This is a genomic window from Priestia sp. SIMBA_032 (genome assembly GCF_046535215.1).
In the GTDB taxonomy this organism is placed as follows: Bacteria; Bacillota; Bacilli; order Bacillales; family Bacillaceae_H; genus Priestia; species Priestia aryabhattai.
In genome coordinates this window covers 1-262 of sequence record NZ_JAWRXD010000909.1, presented here as the reverse complement: position 1 = coordinate 262, position 262 = coordinate 1, and the positions used below count along the sequence as shown (strand labels likewise).

Genomic DNA, 262 nt, shown 5'->3' with positions numbered 1-262 from the left:
AGCCGCCGAGCGACGAGATCACGATCGTGAGCGCGGGGAGCGTGCCGTGGTAGAGCACGTCGAGGATGAATTCCCCGTTCCACCCCGGGGTCGATGTCTTGTCGAACGCGTGCGAGGCCGGGAACCAGCCGAGGACGGAGGAGAGCACGGCGATCGCGAGCAGACCCATCCAGAAGTACGGCACCGTCGAGAGGAAGGTGGAGATCGGGACGACGAGGTCGGATCCGCGGCTGCGGCGCCATCCGATGACGGCACCGATAAG

1 protein-coding gene is annotated in these 262 nt (G+C 66.4%); it reads right to left on the bottom strand.

Going from position 1 to position 262, the window contains the following annotated elements; genetic code table 11:
* On the bottom strand, positions 1–262 hold a 262-nt coding region (locus tag SB717_RS36965; RefSeq protein ID WP_410908062.1), incomplete at both ends, for an ABC transporter permease subunit.